This is a genomic window from Achromobacter sp. CSND-B12, assembly GCF_052906545.1.
Genome location: NZ_JBREGJ010000001.1, coordinates 2,021,373 through 2,041,262 on the forward strand (window position 1 = coordinate 2,021,373; position 19,890 = coordinate 2,041,262).

Genomic DNA, 19,890 nt, shown 5'->3' on the forward strand with positions numbered 1-19,890 from the left:
GCGCCGCTCAAGGTGGAAGCCCTCACCGCAGGCGCCCCGCCACGGGGATCGGCGTGCCAGCCACGCAGGCGACGATCAACCCGCCTTCACCGCCATCCACGATGTGACCGCCAGTGAAGTCCGAAAAGGCCGGCAGGACCGTGAGGCCCGTACGCAGCCAGAACGCCGGCCAACTGCGCGGCACTCCCGGCACCGACGTCTTCGGATGCATGTGCCCCGCGATGACGTGCTGGCCGTTCGCTCCCGCCCGCGGGATGTGACTGAACAGGAAGGGACCATCCACGCAGGCATCACCGAGCTGTCGCACTTCCAGGACTCCGCCGTCCAGCGCGCGGTCGTGATTGCCCGCCAGCACGGCGACGTCCAGCCCGGCATGCTGGCGCCGCCATTCCAGCCACGCGTCGCGCCAGGCCGCCTGCGCGGCGGGTCCGTGCAACAGGTCGCCCACGATCCACAGTTCGCGGGCGGCCGTGCGCGCAACCAGGGCGGCCAGCCGGTCCAGGTCGCCGCGCGTGGCGCCACTGGGCACCGCGATGCCCGCGCGCCGGAAGACATGGCTTTTCCCCAGGTGCAGGTCGGCAATGATCAAGCGCCCCCGGGCGGGCCAGAACATCGCCCGCGCCCCCGACAGCACCATGGCCTCGCCCGCCAGCACGATGTCCAGCTCGTCGTCAGGCGATGCGTTCATAGCGCTTCTCCAGTTGCGCCGCGGCGCGCCTGACGCGCGCTTGCCAGGTCTCGGTGCTCAATTGCCCGCGCATGCTCTCCGTCCAGAGCGGAAACGACAGCGGCGTCAGCGCCCGCGGTTCGCGCAACAGCAGCTCGCGCCGCTGGCAGTCGTGCAACGCCGCCAGCAGGCGCGGCGCTTCCAGCTGCAGCTCGAACACTTCGCGCTCCGCTTGGGCCAACAGCAGATGGTCCGGGTCGTAGCGGCGCAGGACGTCGTACAGCAGGCCGCTCGATGCCTGCACCTGGCGCAGCGAACGCGCCGCCTGGCCGGGGAGCGACGGGGTCAGCAGGCCCGCCACGCGCGCGATCTCGCGAAACTGCCGGCGCGCCATTTCGCCCAGGTTCACGCCGTCGCGCAGGTCATCGGCCATGTTGTCGGGGCTGAGCAGCTGGCGCAGCAAGGCGTCGTCCAGCGCGGCCGGCTCGGCCAGCGTCAGCATCAGCCCGTAGTCGTTGACCGTATAGGAAATCGTGTTGGCCTGCCGTCGGCCCCAGCGCAGCGCGATCATTGCCGCGATGCCTTCATGCACGGCGCGGCCGGCGAACGGGAACAGGAACAGATGCATGCCGCGGCGCGAACCGATCCGCTCGGCCACCAGCCGGCCGCGATCCGGCAGCGCGCTGGCCTGCGCCTGGATCCGCAGCAGCGGTTCGACCGCGCGCATCTCCGGATGCGGACCGGGATGCGAATACAGGCTTTCCACCTCGCTGGCCAGTTGCGTCGACAGGGGCATGCGCCCGCCCTGCCAGGTCGCGACCGGGCCATCGCCGCCCTTGGCGCGCCGCACGTAGGCGACCATGCCCTCCAGCCGCACCAGTTCCAGCGTGCGCCCGGCGAACTGGAACCGGTCGCCACGCCGCAGGCGGGCCAGGAAACCTTCTTCCACCGATCCCAGGCTGCCCCCGCGCAAATACTTCACGGCCACCGCGCCGTCGGCGGTGATGGTGCCGATGGACAGCCGATGGCGGAACGCGACGCGCCGGTCGCGCACACGGTAACGTCCATCGTCATCGCGCACGACGCGTTGGTAATCCGGATACTTCGCCAGCGCGCGGCCGCCCTGCACGATGAAGTCCAGCACGGCCCGCCACGTCGCGCCATCGAGCGCGGCGTAGGCGTGGGTGCCGCGGACTTCCCGGTACAGCTCGTCCGCCTCGAAGCCACCACCCAGCGCCAGCGTGACGGCATGCTGGGCCAGCACGTCCAGGCTGCCGACTGGTGGCGGCCTGGACTCGATCTCGCCGCGCGCGATCGCCTGGCGGGCGGCGGCATACTCGATCAGCTCGAGCGCCTGTGCCGGCACGCAGACCACGTTGCCCGATTCCCCCGGGCGGTGGCGGGCGCGTCCGGCGCGTTGCAGGAGGCGCGCCACACCCTTGGGGCTGCCGATCTGCAAGACCTGGTCCACGGCCGGAAAATCCACGCCCAGGTCCAGGCTGGATGTGGCCACCACGCAGCGCACCGTGCCGTCGCGCAAGCCCTGTTCCACGGCGGCGCGCAGCTTCGGGTCCAGCGATCCATGATGCAGCGCCAGTGTGGCGGGGGCCTCGGGCCAGATGGATTCCAGGGCGCGATGCCACAGCTCGGCCTGGGCGCGGGTATTGGTGAACAGGAGCGTCGCGCGCACGTCGAAGAGGCGCTTGAACACCCGCTCCAGCTGCGACAGGCCCAGGTGCCCGGCCCATGGCAGGGCGCGGCTGCGCTCGGGCAGCAGCGTCGATATCTGCATCCGCCGCGGCCGCGCGCCCGCCACCAGGGCGCTGCCCGGCGCGTGCGGCAGCAACACGGCGCGGGCCTCTTCCAGGTTGCCGAGCGTGGCGGACAGGCCCCAGGTCCGCACACCGGGCGACAGGCGCCGCAGGCGCGCCAGGCATAGCTGCAGCAGCACGCCACGCTTGTTGCCCAGCAATTCGTGCCATTCGTCCACCACGATGCAGCGCAGGGCGCGAAAGCGCGACGACGCGTCGGCGTAGGAAAGCAGCAGGGCCAGGGATTCGGGCGTGATCACCAGCGCCTGCGCCTTGCCCTGCCGCGCCAGGCGCTTGTCGCGGGCGCTGGCATCGCCCGTGCGCAGCGCCACCGTCCACGCCAGGCCCATGTCGGCCGCCGTCTGCGTCAGCGCGCGGGTGGTGTCGGCGGCGAGCGCCCGCAACGGCGTGACCCACAGCACCCGCGGCCCTTCACCCGGGGCCATGGGCGCGTCACCGGCCAGGGCCTCCAGCAGCGGGCCGCCGAATGCCGCCAGGGTCTTGCCGCTACCCGTGGGCGTGTGCAGCAGGCCCGATTCGCCATCCAGATAGCGCCGCCACGTCTCGCGCTGAAACGGGGCGGGCTTCCAGCCGCGGGCCGCGAACCATGCCGCCAGCGGCGCATCCCGGCCACGGCGCATGGCGCTCATCGCGCCAGCGCCTTGAGCGTGTCGAGCTGGTCGGCCTGGTCGGCGCGCTTGTCATGCCGCCAGCGCAGGATGCGCGGAAAACGCACCGCCACGCCCGACTTGTGGCGCTTGGACAGGTTGACGCCCTCGAAACCCAGCTCGAACACCTGTACCGGATCAACCGAGCGCACCGGGCCGAAACGCTCGCGCGTGTGGGCGCGCAGCCAACGGTCCAGTTCCAGGATCTCCTTGTCGTCCAGGCCCGAATAGGCCTTGGCGACGGGCACCAGCGCATCGCCATCCCAAAGGCCGAAGGTGTAGTCGGTGTAGAGCGTGCTGCGGCGGCCGTGGCCGGACTGCGCATACAGCAGCACCGCGTCGATGGTGAGCGGATCGATCTTCCACTTCCACCAGTCGCCGCGTCGCCTGCCGCTCTGGTACGGCGCGGCGCCGCGCTTGAGCATGAAGCCCTCGACGCCGCGTTCGCGCGATTGCGCGCGCAGCAGGCGGGCCTCGTCCCAGCTTTCGGGCGCGACGATCGGCGACAGCCGCAGGCGCGGGTCCGGATGCCGGCGCAGCAACGCTTCCAGCCGCGCGCGCCGTTCGGTCTGCGGCAGCTCGCGCAGATCGGCTCCGTCCAGCTCCAGCAAATCGTAGGCCAGCAGGCGCACCGGCGCCTCGGCCAGCCACTTGGGCCCGGGCCTGAGACGCTGGATGCGGGTCTGCAAGGCCGAAAACGGCATGGGACCGGCTGTGTCGTCCTGCCAGGCCAGCAGCTCCCCGTCCATGACGCAGTCCACATCCAGCGCCGCGGCGGCGGCCTCGACCTCCGGAAACCGGCCGTCCAGCCGCTCCTCGCCGCGCGACCACAATGCCACCTCGCCGCGCCGCCGTATCAATTGCGCGCGGATGCCGTCCCACTTCCATTCGAGCAGCCAGTCGCCAATCGGTCCCAGCAGCGCCGGATCGCCCTCCAGCGGCGAGGCCAGAAAGAAGGGGTAAGGCTGCTGGCGGTCGCCGGGCAATTCCTCGGCGCTCAGCAAGTCACGCAGGAAGGCGGGGCTGGGCGACCACGCGCCCAGCATGCGCTGCGCGATGCGCGCGATGGGCACGCCCGACATCTCCGCCAGCGCCTGCTGCACCATCCGCTGCGATACGCCGACGCGCAGGGCGCCGGTCAGCAGTTTGTTGAAGACCAGGCGTTCCGCATAGGGCAGGCCCATCCATGCGGCCACGATGACCTCGCGGCGCTCGCCCTCGTCGCGATTGGCCACGGGCAACAGGATCTCTTCGATCCAATCGGCCAGGCCGCGTTCGGGCGCGGCGGTGGCGGGGTCGGGAACCAGCAGCGCCAACGTCTCGGCCAGGTCTCCGACCTGGTCATAGCAGGCATCCACCAGCCAGGGCGCGGTGTCGGACGCGCTCGCGACCCAGGCGCGCAGTTCGCCAACCGCCGCGATCTTCCTGCGCGCGCTGGTGATCTTGCCGCCGGCCAGCAGATACAACGCCCATGCCGCGTCGCGGGGCGGCGCATCACGGAAGTACGCCACCAGCGCCGCGCGCTTGTCCAAGGTGGCGGTACTGCGGTCCAGCTCCTGATACAACGCCGCGAATCGCTTCATGCCTGCGTCCGTTCTCCTGCCGATCCAAAAAAGCGCCTGTCCCGCGGCCTGCCAGCATGACCGGCCAACACGGATGGGCACGGCTACTAGTCGTCTTCGCCGTACTGCGTGGCCAGCGTCTCGGCGGCGATGCCTGATTCGTTCAGGGTGCGCACCAGCGCGTCGGTGTCGCCGTGCGTGGCGATGACGCGCCGCGCACCGGTCTGACGGACGGTGCGCAGCAGATCGGGCCAGTCCGCATGGTCCGACACGACGAAGCCACGGTCCATGTTGCGCCGGCGCCGGTTGCCGCGCAGCCGCATCCAGCCCGATGCAAAGCCATGCTGGGCCTTGCGAAACCGCCGCAGCCACGCACTGCCGGCGGCCGAGGGCGGCGCCAGGACCAGCTCGCCAGCAAATCCCGTGCCCGCGGCCGCTGGCGCCCCTTCCGCGTCGATGACCAGGCGCGTATCGGCCATTGCCACGCCCGCGCCGCGATAGACGTCCACGCCCGCGGCGATCGCGCCATGCAGGTAGACGGGGCGGTCGATGAAAGGCATCAGCTCGGCCAGCACGCGCTGCGCCTTGCCCAGCGCATAGCAGTAGAGAATGGCGGCCTCGCCGCGCGCCGCGCAGTGGTCGCGCCACTGCACGATGTCGCGCGCCACGTCGGCGGCGCTGGGCCAGCGGTATATCGGCAGGCCGAAGGTCGCTTCCGTGATGAAGGTGTCGCAAGGCACCACCTCGAACGGCGTACAGGTGGGGTCCGGCTGGCGCTTGTAGTCGCCCGACACGACCCACACCTGGCCATCGACTTCGACGCGCACCTGCGCGGATCCCAGCACGTGGCCCGCGGGGTGCAGCGAGACGCGCGCGCGGCCCAGCGTGAAGGGCTCGCCGTACGCATGGACGCGATAGTCCTGGTCCCCCAGCCGCCACCGCAGGATCGGCAGGCCCTCGACGCTGGTGTGATAGCGGCCCATGCCTGCGCGGGCATGGTCGCCATGGCCGTGCGTGAGGACCGCGACATCCACGGGGCGCCAGGGATCGATGTAGAACCCGCCCGCGGCGCAATACAAGCCTTCCGGACGCAATTGGACGATGTCGGCCATGACTGTCTCCCGATCTGGCGGGCGCGGCTCGCGCGGGGTGCGCGAGCCGCGGCGCTGCATCTGTCGGTTATACCGCGAACGCGGCGCCGCCGACGCTACATCCTGTACTGCACCGTCAGCAGGTAATTGCGCGGCGCGCCGTAGTAATTGTGGTCGTAGCTGATGGAGCTGTAGTACTTCTTGTCGGTCAGGTTGCCCAGGTTCAACGCGAACGACAGACGTTCGTCCACGCGGTAGCCCAGGCGCGCGTCCAGCACGGTGTAGCCACCCTGCTCGCGGCCGTAATAGCCGAAGCCTGACGATTTGCTCTGGGTGGTCAGGCCGGCGCCCACCGAATAGCGGCTCCATTCCCCCGGCAGGCGATAGTTGGCCCACAGGCGCGCCAAATGGCGCGGGATCCCCGTGTTGGCCGAGATGTCGTAACCCACCGCCGGCACATCGGCGCTCCGGTGACGCGTCTGCGTATAGGTGTATGAGGCGGACAGCTGCAATCCAGGCAGCACCTCGCCATTGATCTCGGCCTCGAAACCCTGGCTGCGCACCTGCGCCGTGGGGCGGTAGCAGGTGCCGCCGCACTGGGCGTTGGCCACGGCCTGCGGGACGTCGGTATCCTCGAAGGCGACGTTCTTCTGCTCGGTGCGGAACAACGCAAGACCCACATCGACCCGGCCGTCCAGCAACTCACCCTTCAGGCCCAGCTCATAGTTGCGGCCTGTCACCGGCGCAAGGAATTCTCCGGAAACGCCGCGTTGGCTCTGCGGGCGGAAGATGTCGGCGTAGTTGGCATACGCCGACCATTGGTCGTCGAGCGTGACCACGGCCCCCACGAAGGGGGTGAACTCCGCGGACTCCTCGGCCGTGGTCTCGCTGTAGCCCCAGACCCCATTGGAAATGTAGGTCTGCTTGTACCAGGAGTAGCGGCCGCCCAGCACCAGCAGCAGCGGATCGGCCAGTTGGTAGCGCGCGCTGGCGTACAAGCCCTTTTTGTCGGAACGATAGCCATCGTCCATGCGGTTGGCCGCGATGATTTCGTCGCTGTTCAGGGCGGGCGCGGTGAATCGTTGATACGGGCTGCGGTTCAGGGTTTCGACGTTGCGCAGCCAACCCCAGGTGTCGTTGCTGCGCAGGTGCGAAAAGTTGGCCCCCACCGTCAGGCCGAGCTTGCGGCCGAACAGCGTGGTATCCCCCGTCAGATAGGTGTCGCCGCCCAGGTTCCTGGACTCCATGTCGAACGCATAGGCGTCGCCACGGTAGGTATTGGGCGGTCCCAACCGTCCCGTGCGCAGCAGGTACTTGATGTCGTTGGCCTCTTGCACGCGCACCAGGGCGGCCTTGAATTTCCAGCCATTGGCGAAACGGTGGGTCAGGTCGGCGAACCAGGTGTCCTGCGTTTTCGAGGCATGGTTCCACGGCGCGCTCAGGTTGGTGGAACGCGCATAGTCGGGCATGGACCCGTCGGCATAGTTGGGCAGGCCCGACCAGTCGATCACGCCATAGGGCTTCTCGCGGCTGTAGCCGATGCCGACGGTGGTGGCGGCGCCCAGGTCGATGTCCAGCGCGCCGTAGAAGGTGCGGTCATGGGAGTTGATATAGTCGCGGAACGAACCGGCGGTGTCGTAGTTCACCACCACGCGGCCGCGCACGCTCTTGCTGTCATTGAGCGCGCCGCCCAGGTCGGCCTGCGCGCCGTACTGGTCCCACGAGCCGGCCTTGCCGGTGAAGACGAACTGGCGCTGCGGCGTCGGCCGCTTGCGGACCATGTTCACCGAGCCCGACGGGTCGCCGGCTCCTTCGAAAAGCCCTTGCGGACCGCGCATGATTTCCACGCGGTCATAGAGAGCCGCATCGGAATTGAAGGCCGAACCGCGCGCGTAGAGCTGCCGTTCCAGCGGCACGCCGTCGAACTGGTAGCTCTGGATGAAGAATCCGCGCGAATAAAACTGCCCGCCCGGCTCGTTCGCCACCATCGACACGCCTGGCGCGTGATTGAGCGCGTCGCGGATATCGGTAATGTTCTGGTCGTCCATGCGCTGGCGGGTAATCACCGAGACCGCCTGCGGGATCTCGCGCAACGACTGGTCGCCCTTGGCGATCGTCACCACGTTCGAAGCGTACGAACCGGTGCCTTCGGTGGTGGCGATGCCCAGACCCGGCACGGTGACCGGCGCCAGGGTTGCAACCTCGGCGCTGGTAGCCGCGCGCAGCCGGTATTGGCCCTGGGTATCCCTGACCGCTTCCACGCCGGTTCCCGCCAACGCCGCCATGAGCGCGGCCTGTGAATCGTAGGTGCCTTGCACCCCGGGGCTGTGGCGCCCTTGCACCAGGCCGGGCGGGCTGGCAAGCAGCACGCCGGATTCGGCCGCATAGCGCGCCAGTACGGCATCGAGCGGGCCGGCCGGGATGTCGTAGCGGCGCGCCGCGCCGTCCGTCACCGCGCCGGCCTCCTGGGCGATGGCGACCGGCAATCCGCCCGCCATCGCCACCAGCGCCCCGGCGCAGGCCAGTTGTGCCAGGCTGCGCGCGAGCGGCGCGCGGCGGGCCGCATCGGGGCGGCGCGCCGGCTCGGTGAAGTGACGGGGCCGGAGGGTTCGGATGGACATGCGGGCTTCCTCAAATGGGCGATTGGGGGATGGTCCGAAGACCTTTCACCCGCTTCATCGAACGAGCCACCCAAAACAGGAACCGCTTTTGCAAAAAAAATGCGCCACCGCCGCCACGCCCTGCCGGCGCCCCGTCAACGGGGGGTGACGCGGGTCCACCACGGCAGGGGATGGCTGACGCGGATGGGCATGACCGAAGCCAGCATGGTCAGTACCCGTTCGGGTTCGGTCATCGGGTAGCTGCCGAACACCGGCAGGTCCGCCACTTCCGGCGACACGCTGAGCAGGCCGGCGCGATAGCGTCCGAGTTCGCGCAAGACCTCGCCCAGGGGCGCATTGCGGGCAATGTACAAGCCCCGCGTCGAGCCTTCGCTGGCCGGGTCCACCGGCTCGATCGGCGACAGTCCCGTCGCCGTCAGGCGCGCCTGCCAACCGGCGGGAATGACCACGCCGGCGCCATCGGCCCCATGCGCCTGGACGGCGCCGTCGTAGACCGCGATACGCGTGATGCCGGCGTCCAGCCTGACGGTGAAGCGCGTGCCGAGCGCGCGCAGCCGGCCTTGCGGCGTATCCACCACGAACGGCCGTTGCTGCCCGCCGGCCGTGCTGACCAGGATTTCGCCCGCGACCAGCCGCAGGCGCCTCAGCGCCGGGCCGAAGTCCGTGTCGAAGGCGCTTGCCGTTCCCAGCCAGACCCGTGTGCGATCGGCCAGCAAGACCTCCCGGACTTCGCCGGTGGCAGTGCGATGGTCGGCCATGCGGGCCAGGACCAGGCCGGCCAGCGGCGAGTAGCGCCAGGCCACCCCGCTCGTCAGGCCGGCGCCGGCCATCAGCGCCAGACCGAGGACAACACGGCGCCGGGTTGCATTGGCGGTGGCGGCACGATAGGCGCCGACCGCGCCATGGGGATCGGGCGCCGTCTGGATGGGCCGGAACAATTGGCCGATGCGCTCGACCTGGGCCCAGGCCGCGCGATGCGCCTCGGCGCTATCACACCAGCGCCGCCACGCCTCGCGGTCGGTGGCGGTGGCCTCTTCCGATTGCAGCAGCGCGAACCACTGCGCGGCCTGCTCCAGGACCGCGTGCTCCCCGTGCCCCCGTTGCGGCGGCATGCCCATCGTCGTCAAAGCGTCTTCAGGCAATGCAGCATGGCCTGCGCGATGTACTTGCGCACCATGCGGGTGCTGACGCCCAGCTCCGCCGCCACTTCCGTTTCGCTCATGCCGCAACCGGAGGCCATGACGAAGGCGTGAGCCGCCTTCACGGGCAGGCTGCGCAACAGGCGGTCGATCTCTTGCAGCGCCTCCAGCACGATCGCCTGATGTTCGGCCGACGGCGCCAGCGCCTCGGGCTGGGCGGTGAGCGTGTCGAGCCAGGCCTGTTCGATACGCCGGCGGCGCCACAGGTCGACACACAGGCCGCCGGCCATGGTGCGCAGGTAGACGCGCGCTTCAGGCAGGCTGCCGAAGCGGCGCGGCGTGGTCAGGAGCCGCACGAACGCGTCCTGCGCCAGGTCGGCCGCGTCGGCGGCATTGCCGAGCCGACGGCGCAGCCAGGCCTGGAGCCAGGAATGATGGTCGCCGTAAAGGGTTTCCACGCTGGGCGGGATCGCGTAGTCGGAGGTATCCAAGGCAGGAGGCCGCCAGCCTGGCAACGGCATGACGGCGGCAATAGAACTTAATGGTAACGATTATTATTATCTAATTTTCCCGACCTGGATAGCGGCCGCGCCGCCATCAAGCCCCGCCGGGCCCCGTCGCTGCCGCCGGCGCGCCAGCGAAACCAGCAGTTGTTCCAACGCCGCAAAATCCACCGGCTTGACCAGGTGATGGTCGAACCCGGCCTCGTGGGAATGGCGCCGATCCTCGTCCTGGCCCCACCCCGTCATGGCGATCAGCACGACGCCCTGGCCCGACGACGCCGAGCGTACCCGTCGCGCCACCTCGTGGCCGTCCATTCCCGGCATGCCGATGTCCACCAGCATCACGGCCGGCGCGAACTCGTCCAGCATGGCCAGCGCCTGCCGGCCGTCGCGCGCAACCCCAACCTGCGCGCCGAACGCCTGGAGCACCATGGCGGTCGTGTCCGCGGAATCGGTGTTGTCGTCCACCACCAGGATACGACCAAGTTTCTGCCTGGGCGCGGCCTGGCCGCCTTGCGGCGCCACTTGGCGCGGCGACGCGGCCTGCACCGGCAGGCGCACGACGATCTCGCAGCCCGTTCCGGGTCCCTGGCTCGCCGCCCTCACGCTGCCTCCGTGCAACGCCACCAGGCGCGCCACGAGCGTGAGCCCCACGCCCAGGCCGCCCGACCCGCGCCGGCCATCGACCTGCACGAAAGGCTCGAAGACGCGTGTCAGCATATCCACCGGAATGCCGCGTCCGTTGTCTCGCACCGAAAGGACGAATTCTCCCGCCCCATCCGGGGCGCCCTTCAGGACGATATGGCCGCCCCGGTCGGTATATTTGGCCGCGTTGTTGAGCAGGTTGGAGACCACTTGCGTCAGTCGCACCGCATCGGCCTGCATCATCACCGGTTGTTCCGGCAGGGTCGCGCACACGGTGTGTCCGGCCGCCTCGATCGGTCCGCGGCTTGCCTCCAGCGCGTTGCGCAGCAGCTCCACCAGGTCCACCGGCGCCTTGCGCAGCAGGATTTTGCCGCTGTTGATGCGGGCGATGTCCAGCAGGTCATCCACCAGCCGCGCGATGTGGCTGACCTGGCGCGCGAGCATCTCATGGACGCGCACCGTGCCGGCGGCGTCCACCTCCGAATGCCGCAACAGGTGCAGCCCATTGTGCAGCGGCGCCAGCGGGTTGCGCAGTTCATGCGCCAGCATGGCCAGGAACTCGTCCTTGCGTTCGTTGGCGTCGCGCAATGCCGCCTGGGTTTCTTGGCGCAACATCGCCAACCGCAAATGCGCGCCAACCCGCGCCTGCAATTCGGCGGGCGAGAATGGCTTGACCAGATAATCGTCGGCGCCCGCATCAAGGCCTTCGACGCGCGCTTCCTGCCCGGCGCGCGCCGACAGCAGGATCACCGGCACGGTCCGCGTCCGCGCATCGCCGCGCAGGGCCTGCAGCAAGGTCAGCCCGTCCATGCCCGGCATCATGATGTCGGTGATCACCAGGTCGGGCGGATCCTGCCGCGCGCTGCGCAGGGCTGTCGCGCCATCGGCGGCAATGCGCACATCGTAATCAGCGGCGAGCAGGCTGCGCAGGTACTCGCGCAGATCGGCATTGTCGTCAGCGCAGAGGATCCGCGGGCGATTGGCGATGCCCGCGGATGCAAGCACCGGCGATGCGTTGGCCAGCCAGCGCGACGCTTCCTGGCGGGCCTGCATCGTGGCATTGCTCGCGACGGGTTCGTGGGCGACCTTGCCATCGGCCGCGCTCGCCTGTTTCTTGGGCAGCGTGACCGTGAACACGCTGCCCACGCCCGGCTCGCTATCGACGCTGATGGCGCCGCCCAACAGCTTGACCAATTCACGCACCAGCGCCAGCCCGATACCCGAGCCTTCGTGGCTGCGGGCCGCCGGACTTTGGCCCCGGTGAAAGCGCTGGAAGATATTGGCCAGGTCCGAGCGGGCGATGCCGACACCGGTATCCCGCACGGACAGGACCACCTCATCGCCGCTGTCGCGCAAGGCCACGTCGATCGATCCCCGCAAGGTGTACTTGAACGCGTTGGACAACAGGTTCAGCACGATTCTTTCGTACCAGTCGCGATCGATGAGCACGGTGGGCACCGCGTCGCACTGTACCGACAAGGCCAGCCCCGCGCTCTCCATCGCCGATCGGAACGCGCTGGCGTGCTCCTGGGTGGCGCGGGCCAGGTCGGTGGGCTGCAGCCGCGCCACCATGCCGCCCCCTTCGATACGCGAAAAATCCAGCAGCGAGTTCACCAGCTTCTGCAGGCGCAGCGCATTGCGCAACAGCAGTTCCAGCGTCTCGCGTTCCAGGCCTGCCGACGGCTGCGCCAGCGCCTGTTGCAGCGGTCCGAGAATCAGCGTGAGCGGCGTCCGGAACTCGTGGCTGACGTTGGAAAAAAAAATGGTCTTGGCGCGATCCAGCTCCGCCAGAACTTCGGCGCGCCGAGCCTCCTGCTCATAGGCGACGGCGCTGGCGATGGCGCTGGCCGAATGCTGGGCGACCAGGTCGAGGAAGTCGCGGTAGGCGCTATCCAGCGGCCGCCGCGCACTGACGCCCAGCACCATGACGCCCGAGACCGAGCCGTCAGCGGTCCAGCGCAACGGCAGGATGCGCGCCCATGCGGCCAGATCGGGCCAGGGCCCGCCTGGCAATGCCAGCCCCAACGACGCCAGCGCCACGGTCTGCGGTTCGCCATTGCCGGCGACGGCAGCCAGGGGCCAGTGGGCTGCCGGGCGCGACTGCGCATTCACGCCAGTCGCGGCAAGCAGTTCGAAGTCCGGGTCGCCGCATCGATAGATCAGGCAGAACGGCACGTCGCGCGGGTTGCGCGCCAGCACATCGCAGATACGCCCCGCCGTGGCGGCCGGCCCGGCGGCCGGCACCGGCTGCGCGCCGAGCTCGCGCAAGGTTTCCAGACGCCGTGCGCTGACGATCTTCTCGGTGGTCTCGGTGCAGGGGCAGAAAACGCCCTGGACGGTGACGCCGTCCGCCGCCAGGATCGGGCCGTAGGTGAAGGTGACGTAGACTTCTTCGCGCGGCAGGTGGCGGTCGAAATAGTATTCCTCGTCGTAGGACCAGGTAGCCTGGCCGCTGCGATAGACACCCGCAAGCATCGGGCCGATTTCGGGCCAGATCTCGCTCCAGCATTCCTGCCCGGGCCGGCCAAGCGCCGCCGGATGCTTGTGGGCGCCCAGGAACGGAACATAGGCATCGTTGTACAGGACGCTGAAATCCTCGCCCCACCAGAGCAGGATGGGAAAGCGGGAACTCAGGCACAGGCTCAATGCCGTGCGCAGATTCTGCGGCCACAGGGCGGGCGGCCCGATCGAAGTCGAGTCCCAATCCAGTTGCCGCAGATGCCGCGCGACCTCGCCCTGATCTGGCAGGAATTTCAAACTCGGGTCGAGTTGCAAGGGTTCTCCTGTAGGAAAGAGCCGCCTGATCCGGCGACCGCCAGGCTTGGCCGGATGCTTCGATGGTATCGCAGGGCTATTCGCAAAAGACAGGAAGTGGTGAGTAGCGGTAACTGTCCTTGGCCGATGGCAAAGTAGAATGGCCTCGTCCTTCCACCGGCCGGCTCTCATGACCCATCCCCCCGAACCCTATCTGCCGCGGCGCTTCGAACCACTGGGCAATTGGAATCTGGCCGGCCACATCCTCAAGGCCTACGCCATTCATCACGATGCGCGCCATCCGGCGCCCTTGCTGGATGCCGCGCTCGCCGCCGCGGCGCGCGCGGCCGCGGGCGTGGCGCTGGCCGAACACGCGCAGGACGCCCGCAGCCATGGCCTGGGCTTCTGCATGGTGCATGTGGGCCAGGAAGCCGTATGGCTGCTGGTGGACTGGTGGATCACGGGCGGCATCGCCTGCCAGCGCATGCTGTCGGCGCCGCTCGCGCGTCCCGGCCACTACGCGCCGGTGCAGGCGCCAGCGCTGGCCTGCGTCTGGGAACTGGTGGTTACCGCGCACGAGCGCGACGCCTGGGTACGGCATATGCTGAATCCGGCGCCGGACCCCGGGGCGTATCTCGCGGACGTCCTGCCCGCCGGCGCGTACTGAACCAGGCGCGGCCGCGTCAGCGCGGCCCGAACACCTCGGCCAGCTTGCCGGCCTGCGGCATGCCGTTGTACTTCTTGAGCGCGCCGCTGTCGTCGCGCACGACGATGCCTGGCGTGCCGCGAAAGCCCAGCGACACCATCAGCGCCTGGTTGTCGTCGAGGATCTTGCCGATGTTGTCGGGCACGCTCTTGGCAGGCGTGATGCCGCCCTTGTCGAACTTGTGTTCGTTCTCGATCAACGCGGCAGACGGATCGGCGGCGCCCAGGATGGCGGCGGCCTTGGCGGGACTGTCCTGCCGGATCACGCCCACCAGCACATGCCGCAATTGCACCTTGCCGGAATCCACCCACGGACGCGCGGCTTCCCAGAACTTGTGGCAATAGGGGCAATTGGCATCGCTGAAGGTGTAGATGATGCGCGGCGCGTCCTTCCGGCCGTCGAGCACCCACGTCGATTTTTCCAGCTGCGCCCAGGCCTGGTCGCCCATCGGCTTGCTGACCAGGGCCTCGATCCTGGCATCGTCAAGCGGCTTGCCCTGGGCATCCAGGCGCGCGCCGACGATGGCGTTGCCATCGGGGGTGACATAGATCGCCACGGGCTGGTCGCCAGCCACGCCGGCGAAGGCGCGCAGGTTGCCGTCGACCTTGAATTCCTGCACCACGCGCAGGCCGCGCGTCTCCAGCGCCTTGAGCACGGCGGGCCGATCCTGGGCCTGGCTGCCGGCGGCGGCAAGCATGGCGGCCAGGGCGAAAAGGATGCGGCTGGGCGCATGCGGACGAATCATGGGGACTCCTGTTGCTGAAATCGGGGGATGGGCGGCCGCGCGAAAGGCTATCCGGGCCGCCGCGCGCCAGCGACGCTGGCCGCCAATGCGGCCAGCGCCAACGCCAAGGGAATCAATGATACCCACAGCACTGTCATCCAGTCATACAAGGCCGGCCTGCTGCAGCGTCTCCATGAATGCCGACTCGATCGGAGCGAACTCTAGCGGCACGCCAGACTCCCCAGTTCCTGTTCCGCGACAGATTCAACACCGTTATGCCAGGGGCCGGGCGGCAATCCATGACAATTGCAACAAAATCCCCCCAGGCCCGGGCCGGACCGCGATGCCGTCACCGCCCCCGGATATAGCCGTCGCGCGTCTGTGGCAGCTTCATCCCCAGGATCGATGACGCCACCTGGGTGCGCAGGATCTGCGCGGTGCCGCCCGCGATGGTGAACATGCGCGCGTCGCGCACGTGGCGTTCCAGCGGCAGGTCGCGCCCGTAGCCGGACGAGCCATGCAGCTGCAAGGCGTCGTTGGTGACGCGTTGCGCGGTCTCGGCCGCCACGATCTTGGCCTGCGCGGCCAGCGAGATGTCCGGAAAACCGAAAGTCTCCGGCGTGCCGCTGTTGGCCGCGGCGTGCAGCATGTGCCGCGCGCAGTTGAGCTGGATGGCCATGTCCGAGATCATCCACTGCAAGCCCTGGAATTCGGCAATGGGGCGGCCGAACTGGTGGCGTTGCTTCACGTATGCCACTGCCTCTTCGAAAGCGCCCTGCGCAATGCCCAGCGCCACGGTGCCGGCGCCGACGCGCTGCGCGTTGTATGCCTGCATCAACCCCGCGAACCCGCGCTTGAGTCCTTCGGGCGGCACGACCAGCATGGACCTGGGCACCTTCAGGTCGGTGAAGCGCAGATAGGTCTCCGGGATGCCCCTGACCCCCATGGCATACGACCGCTGCGTGACCGCCAGCCCGTCCTGGAGGGCGGGATCGTCCTTGATGTGGATGAACGCGCCGATGCCCTGATCGACCCCGTCTTCGATGACGCGGGCGAATATCAGGTGCAGGCGCGAAACGCCGCCGCCGGTGATCCAGTACTTCTCGCCGTTGATGAGATAGTCGTCGCCATGCCGCACGGCCCGCGTCGCCATCTCGCTGGCGGCGCTGCCCGCCTGCGGCTCCGAGATGCAGATGGCCGGCTTGTCGCCCGCCAGCACGCAGGCCGCGGCCCGCTGCTTCTGTTCATGCGTGCCGTACCGCATGATGGCGCCGATCGCGCCCATGTTGGCCTCGACCGTGATCCGGCCCATGGTCGCGCACGCCTTCGCCATTTCCTCGACCACGATGATCGTGTCCTGGTGGCCGAGCCCCTGGCCGCCGTATTCGCGGGGGATGGTCATCCCCATGAACCCCTGGTCGCACAGCTGGCGCACGTTGTCCCACGGATACTGCTCGCTCTGGTCGGTGTGCGCCGCGGTCGGCTTGAACGCCTGCTGGGCCAGCTCCCGGGCGCGCTGCCGCAGCGCCGCTTGTTCCTTCGAAAGTACCACCATAATTTCTCCTGATTGCCGCTGAAAAAAAGCGCAGCGCGCGCCGCTCAGCCCACTTTGATGTTGGCGTTGCGCGCGACTTGCGCCCAACGCGCGACCTCGGCCCGGGTCAACTGCGCCAGCTCGGCGGGCGTGCCGCCGCCGGCGTCCGCGCCCAGCTCCCGCCATCGCCGCGCGAACGGCACGTCGGCAAAGGCGCCGTTGATGGCCCGGTTCAGCGACGCGACCGTATCCGCGGGAGTGCCCGGCGGCGCATAGATGCCGTACCAGCTGGTCGCGTCGTAGTTCTCGGCGCCGCTCTCCGCGGCGGTGGGGACATCGGGAAGGCTGGCCGACCTGTCCTTGGACGTAACCGCGATGGCGCGGACGCTGCCGGCCCGGATGTGCTGGATGGCCGACGGCATGGTCTCGAACATCATGTGCACGTTGCCGGCGATGATGTCGACGATGGCCGGCGCCGAGCCGCGATACGGCACATGCATCATCCGGGTGCCGGTCACGCTCTTGAAGTACTCCGCCATCAGGTGCTGCATGGTGCCGGCGCCCGGGGTGGCGTAGCTGTACTTCTCCGGGTCCGCCTTCAGCAGCCTGACCAGTTCCGCCACATTGCCGGCCGGCAGGTCCTTGTTGACGATGAGCGCGTGATTGACCCGTCCCAGGAAACCGACCGGGGACATCTCGCGGATGTCGTAGCCCAGCTTCGGATAGACCGACTGCGCGATCGCATGGTGCACCGCCCCGAAGAGAATGGTGTAGCCGTCCGGCCTGGCCTTGGCGACCGCGTCCGCGCCCAGGGTCCCGCCCGCGCCGCCACGGTTCTCGACGATCACCGATTGGCCCAATCCGGCGCGCAGCGGCTCGGCCAGCTGCCGCGAAAGAATGTCCACGGTGCCGCCCGGCGCATACGGCGCGACCAGCCGTATCGTCTGCGAGGGGTATCCGCTGGCGGCCAGCGCCCTGCCGAACGGGGCGGCCGCGGCAAGCAACAACAACTGTCTCCTGTCCATGTCTGTCTCCTCTGGTGGATCGGCCCTCGGATCGGAGCCTGATTGCTTCTGCTTCGGATACCGGCCCGCGGCCGCGGGCGCTATGCCCGCGCGCCGCCGCCCCAATCGCGCAGGATCTCGTCGACGTGCTCGTTCAGGCGCGGCGGCGCACGCCGGTACGACACCGGCGTGCGCGACAGCTTCAAGGGATTGGCCAGCAGGCTCACCGCGCCATCGCGCGCCCAGTCGCAGGGCATGCGCAGATGGGCGCCGCGTTCCTGCACATGCGGATCCTCGAACACCTCGCGCAGATCGTTGACCGGTCCGCACGGCACGTTAACGGCCTCCAGCGATTGCAGCCAGTATTGGCGCGGGCGGGTGCGCAGCGCCGCCTGCACGGCTTCACAAACGGCCTCTCGGTGCCGGACCCGCGCGACGTTGGTGCCGTAGCGCTCGTCCCGCGCCACCGCTTCGATGCCGGCGACCTCGCAGAAGCGCCGGAATTGCCCATCGTTGCCGACCGCCAGGATCATCGGCCCGTCGGCCGTCTCGAACACCTGGTACGGCACGATGTTCGGATGGCCGTTGGCCAGCCGCTTCGGGACCTCTGCACTGGCGAGGTAATTGGTGCCCGCGTTCACCAGCCAGGCGATCTGGCTGTCCAGCAGCGAAATGTCGATCTGCTGCCCTTCTCCGGTCGCGTCGCGATGGCGCAACGCCGCCAGGATGCCGACCGCCGCGTACATGCCCGTCATGACGTCGGCGATGCCGACGCCCACCTTCATCGGCGTGCCGTCGGTCTCGCCGGTCAGGCTCATGATGCCGCCCATGCCCTGGATCAGGAAGTCATAGCCTGCGCGCCGGGCGTAGGGGCCGGTCTGGCCGAAGCCGGTGACCGAGCAATACACCAGGCCGGGATAGCGCTGGCGCAGGCTGGGATAGTCCAGTCCATGCCTGGCCAATCCGCCGACCTTGTAGTTTTCCACCAGCACATCGGCCCGGGCCAGCAGGCGGTGCAGCAGCGCGCGCCCGTCCTCGGTGGCCATGTCGATGGCGATCGAGCGCTTGTTGCGATTGGCGCTGAGGTAGTAGGCGCTCTCGTCCGTGTCGCGGCCATCCTTGCCGACAACGTAGGGCGGCCCCCATTTGCGCGTATCATCGCCCTCCCCGGGCTTCTCCACCTTGACCACGTCCGCGCCCAGATCGCCCAGCAGTTGGGTGGCGCTGGGACCGGCCAGAATGCGCGAAAGGTCAAGAATGCGCACGCCGTCGAGCGCGCCGGGGATCATCGACTGCATGCCTGTCTCCACGATTGATGTCGAGGCAGTCTAGAATTCGGCCCCTTCACCTTCAATTGAGATTTTTTTCAAGAACGCCCCGCGCGAATTGACGTTGCCAACGCCACCACGACGCACTACGCTTGCATCGTCCCGACTACGCTTGCATCGTCCCGATTCGCCGCCACCGCCTCCTCACCTTCGAAGCACAAATGAAAAATACGTTGATGGCCACGCACCTGCGCCTGGTCGGCATGGCGGCGCTCTGGGGCGCGTCGTGGTCCTGGGGCAAGGTCGTTGCGCAGGCGATGGCCCCGCTGGCCGCGGCCAGCCTGCGGTTCCTGTTCGCCAGCGTGGTGCTGGTGCTGTGGATGCATCGCGCGTCCACGCTGCGCGACCTGAAGAAACTGACGCGCAACCAGTGGCTCGGCCTGGCCGCCGCGGCCATGGCGGGCGTATTCGGCTACTCGACCTTCTTCATGCTGAGCCTGCAGCTGGTGCCGGCCGGCAAGGCCGCCATCGTGGTGACGCTCAATCCCGGCGCCACGCTGCTGCTGGCGGCCATCCTGTTCAGGGAGCACCTGAACCCGGCGATCCTGGCGGGCATGGTCCTGTCGGCCATCGGCGCCTACATCGCGATCAGCGGCAACGGACCGAGCGCCGCCCTGCCCGGCTCGGTCGGCATCGGCGAGCTGTTGCTGCTGGGCTGCGTGGCCTGCTGGGTCGCGTACACGCTGATCGGCCGGCTGGTGCTCAAGGGCGTGGACGCATTGACCACCACCACGGTCACCACCGTGATCGGCGCCTTGCTGCTCCTGCTGGCCAGCATCGGATTCGAAGGCACCGCGGCCTGGGGCGCGCTGCGCGGCGCGCCGGCGGATGCCTGGGTCAGCCTGCTGGCCCTGGCCTTCGGCGCCACGGCCGTCGCCTATGCCTGGTACTTCGAGGGCGTCAAAGCGCTGGGCGCCGGCGCGGCTTCGGGCTACATCACGCTGGTGCCCGTGTTCGGCGTGCTGTTCTCCAGCCTGTGGCTGGACGAACCCACCAGCAAGAGCCTGTTCCTCGGCGCCGCCCTGGCCATTTCCGGCATGGCGCTCATGCATGTCGGCCGGCGCCGGGCGGAACTGCGCGGCCAGCGCCTGGCCCGCGCAGCGCGGGAAGGCGCGCCGGGCGGCAAACCCTGA

14 protein-coding genes are annotated in these 19,890 nt (G+C 68.9%); 2 read left to right on the forward strand and 12 right to left on the reverse strand.

Annotated features, from left to right (window positions below):
* Positions 1-22: 22 nt before the first annotated feature.
* The 8 genes from pdeM to ACUTAG_RS09510 all read right to left on the reverse strand — a co-directional run bounded on the left by pdeM (position 23) and on the right by ACUTAG_RS09510 (position 13,482).
* On the reverse strand, positions 23-688 hold the full coding sequence (gene pdeM, locus ACUTAG_RS09475) for a ligase-associated DNA damage response endonuclease PdeM (RefSeq protein WP_026384081.1): 666 nt from the start codon (positions 686-688) through the stop codon (positions 23-25).
* Positions 672-3,128 (reverse strand): ligase-associated DNA damage response DEXH box helicase, encoded by a 2,457-nt coding sequence (locus ACUTAG_RS09480; protein WP_269877457.1) that lies wholly within the window; start codon positions 3,126-3,128, stop codon positions 672-674. Before ACUTAG_RS09480 ends, pdeM begins: the two co-directional genes overlap by 17 nt.
* The gene (locus ACUTAG_RS09485) at positions 3,125-4,729 is read right to left on the reverse strand and encodes an ATP-dependent DNA ligase (protein ID WP_446650106.1); all 1,605 of its coding nucleotides are present in this window, start codon (positions 4,727-4,729) and stop codon (positions 3,125-3,127) included. Before ACUTAG_RS09485 ends, ACUTAG_RS09480 begins: the two co-directional genes overlap by 4 nt.
* Positions 4,730-4,815: 86 nt before the next feature.
* Positions 4,816-5,820: a ligase-associated DNA damage response exonuclease gene (locus ACUTAG_RS09490; RefSeq protein ID WP_024070339.1), complete on the reverse strand. Its 1,005-nt coding sequence runs from the start codon at positions 5,818-5,820 to the stop codon at positions 4,816-4,818.
* Between the two features lie 95 nt (positions 5,821-5,915).
* Entirely contained in the window at positions 5,916-8,420 is a 2,505-nt protein-coding gene (locus tag ACUTAG_RS09495; protein ID WP_446650107.1) for a TonB-dependent siderophore receptor, read from the reverse strand.
* A gap of 134 nt (positions 8,421-8,554) precedes the next feature.
* Complete coding sequence (locus ACUTAG_RS09500) at positions 8,555-9,562, reverse strand: FecR domain-containing protein (RefSeq protein WP_446650108.1); 1,008 nt, start codon at positions 9,560-9,562, stop codon at positions 8,555-8,557.
* Positions 9,544-10,050, reverse strand: coding sequence for a sigma-70 family RNA polymerase sigma factor (locus ACUTAG_RS09505; RefSeq protein ID WP_020926453.1), 507 nt, complete (start codon positions 10,048-10,050; stop codon positions 9,544-9,546). Before ACUTAG_RS09505 ends, ACUTAG_RS09500 begins: the two co-directional genes overlap by 19 nt.
* 66 nt (positions 10,051-10,116) lie before the next feature.
* Positions 10,117-13,482 (reverse strand): ATP-binding response regulator, encoded by a 3,366-nt coding sequence (locus tag ACUTAG_RS09510; protein WP_446650109.1) that lies wholly within the window; start codon positions 13,480-13,482, stop codon positions 10,117-10,119.
* A 169-nt stretch (positions 13,483-13,651) separates the two neighbouring features.
* Here ACUTAG_RS09510 and ACUTAG_RS09515 point away from each other — a divergent pair, with 169 nt between their 5' ends.
* Positions 13,652-14,128, forward strand: coding sequence for a hypothetical protein (locus ACUTAG_RS09515; protein ID WP_020926450.1), 477 nt, complete (start codon positions 13,652-13,654; stop codon positions 14,126-14,128).
* A gap of 16 nt (positions 14,129-14,144) precedes the next feature.
* On the opposite strand, the gene dsbG is transcribed toward ACUTAG_RS09515, so the two are convergent.
* The 4 genes from dsbG to ACUTAG_RS09535 all read right to left on the reverse strand — a co-directional run bounded on the left by dsbG (position 14,145) and on the right by ACUTAG_RS09535 (position 18,727).
* Positions 14,145-14,912, reverse strand: coding sequence for a thiol:disulfide interchange protein DsbG (dsbG, locus tag ACUTAG_RS09520; protein WP_020926449.1), 768 nt, complete (start codon positions 14,910-14,912; stop codon positions 14,145-14,147).
* 328 nt (positions 14,913-15,240) lie between these two features.
* Positions 15,241-16,446, reverse strand: coding sequence for a 3-sulfinopropanoyl-CoA desulfinase (gene acdA, locus ACUTAG_RS09525; protein WP_053498217.1), 1,206 nt, complete (start codon positions 16,444-16,446; stop codon positions 15,241-15,243).
* Between the two features lie 44 nt (positions 16,447-16,490).
* Complete coding sequence (locus tag ACUTAG_RS09530; protein WP_446650110.1) at positions 16,491-17,450, reverse strand: Bug family tripartite tricarboxylate transporter substrate binding protein; 960 nt, start codon at positions 17,448-17,450, stop codon at positions 16,491-16,493.
* An 80-nt stretch (positions 17,451-17,530) separates the two neighbouring features.
* The gene (locus ACUTAG_RS09535) at positions 17,531-18,727 is read right to left on the reverse strand and encodes a CaiB/BaiF CoA transferase family protein (RefSeq protein ID WP_024070347.1); all 1,197 of its coding nucleotides are present in this window, start codon (positions 18,725-18,727) and stop codon (positions 17,531-17,533) included.
* Positions 18,728-18,918: 191 nt separating this feature from the next.
* Between ACUTAG_RS09535 and ACUTAG_RS09540 the strand changes: the two genes are divergently transcribed.
* On the forward strand, positions 18,919-19,890 hold the full coding sequence (locus ACUTAG_RS09540) for a DMT family transporter (RefSeq protein WP_446650111.1): 972 nt from the start codon (positions 18,919-18,921) through the stop codon (positions 19,888-19,890).